This is a genomic window from Methylobacterium variabile (assembly GCF_001043975.1).
GTDB lineage: Bacteria > Pseudomonadota > Alphaproteobacteria > Rhizobiales > Beijerinckiaceae > Methylobacterium > Methylobacterium variabile.
In genome coordinates, this window is record NZ_LABY01000562.1 from 1 (window position 1) to 1,519 (window position 1,519).

Genomic DNA, 1,519 nt, shown 5'->3' on the forward strand with positions numbered 1-1,519 from the left:
TCTCACAAAACTCCCGATCACCGTGTCGCTCGTTGGGACGGCGGTCGTGCAGCGGGAGTTTCGTGATGTGCATCAAGAAGGGGAGGGCGACTTATCCAAATGCCAGCGCCTGCTCGTTACACAGAACGGGTGCGAACTACCGACTCTACTCGAACATTCCAGGGGTGCGCGCGAAATTCGCGCCGTTGATCCAAATTTGAATCTGGCGGATAGTGTCATAAATGTCCGCCATCGAAGACTGTTCGGGCATCCTGACTCCTGATTCAGCTTCCTGATCTCAGTTATAATCTGTCAACATTATGCACAAGCGCATACCAAAGACGCTCTATGTTTTGTCAATAAATCAATCGGCGTATTTTTGATATTGAAATGACCCCTTCATTCGCCATAATATTCCGCGCATCAATGGAAATATCCAGCATATAATACAACTCTATGGCATGTTAATTTGATATTTCATAAATAAAGAATTATGATTGTATTTCAGATACTCTGCGTCTCCAGCATCGATCAATGCAAGCATTACCCTGAAAAAACCGTCCAGATTATCAGCGCCGGCAATTTCATAAGCACGCAGGATGCGCTCATACTGTTTGGCAGCGATTTCGCTCTGGAGCTTCGCACCTTTCTCGGTGAGATAGATCTGCCGTTTACGCCGATCGCGCTCGGCAGAGCGCTGCTCGATCAGACCGTCGCGGATCAAGCGACGCATCGGCCCCTGGATCCCCTGCGGCGTCAAGCGCAAGAGCCCGATGATCTCGCCCACGCTCGTGCCCGGCGCCCGCGCAGCGAGGTGGAGGATGCGGTGGTGCGTGCGGTGGAGCCCGAGCGATGCCAGTTCCTCGTCGGCATCGGCTGCAAGGCGGAGGTGGGCGAACAGGAATAAGCCCAGGCCCAACCGGGCGGCCTCGTCGTCGATCCTGCTGCTCACTGTGTGCCATTCCCGCGGCGTCGCGCACGACCCGTCTTAGAGGCCTTCGGCACGGCACGCCACCGAACTCGCCACGACGGCCGTCGATATACAACAACTCACTTGCTATATTTACCGCTCTCGGTACGATGGCCCCGACGCTCCGGAAGTGGGCGCACTGAATGGGAGGAGCGAGATGAGGCTCGCTGCGATGTGGCGGCTGACCGCCATGGCCGTCGCTATCGTATGTCCTTTCCTGGCCGGCACGCTCGACGCCACCGCGCAGTCCGAGCCCGTCCGGCTCGGCGTTCTGAACGACCAGTCGGGTCCCTTCGCCGACATCACCGGGATGGGGTCGGTCGTCGCCGCCCAGATGGCGGTCGAGGATTTCGGCTGCATCCTGCTCGGCCGCAAGGTCGTAGGCGTCGCCGCCTATCACCAGAACAAGCCCGATATCGGAGCGGCGATGCCGCGGAGGTGGCGCGGTGAGGGCGGAGTACAGGGCATGCACGGCGTCACCACCACAGCCGTGAGATGGTCAGTCCCGAGCGCCTGCGCGATCAAGACCAGACTCTTATACACATCACACATTTCCAAGGCAACGCTGCA

At 57.8% G+C, this 1,519-nt stretch carries 3 protein-coding genes; 2 read left to right on the forward strand and 1 reads right to left on the reverse strand.

Going from position 1 to position 1,519, the window contains the following annotated elements:
- Positions 1 to 262: hypothetical protein (locus VQ02_RS38920; RefSeq protein WP_209437114.1), on the forward strand; the 262-nt coding region annotated here is incomplete at its 5' end.
- A 171-nt stretch (positions 263 to 433) separates the two neighbouring features.
- On the opposite strand, the gene VQ02_RS34495 is transcribed toward VQ02_RS38920, so the two are convergent.
- Positions 434 to 931, reverse strand: coding sequence for a MarR family winged helix-turn-helix transcriptional regulator (locus VQ02_RS34495; protein WP_053080362.1), 498 nt, complete (start codon positions 929 to 931; stop codon positions 434 to 436).
- Positions 932 to 1,106: 175 nt separating this feature from the next.
- Here VQ02_RS34495 and VQ02_RS34500 point away from each other — a divergent pair.
- Positions 1,107 to 1,519 (forward strand): ABC transporter substrate-binding protein (locus tag VQ02_RS34500; protein ID WP_048448792.1); only part of this gene is annotated, 413 nt, incomplete at its 3' end.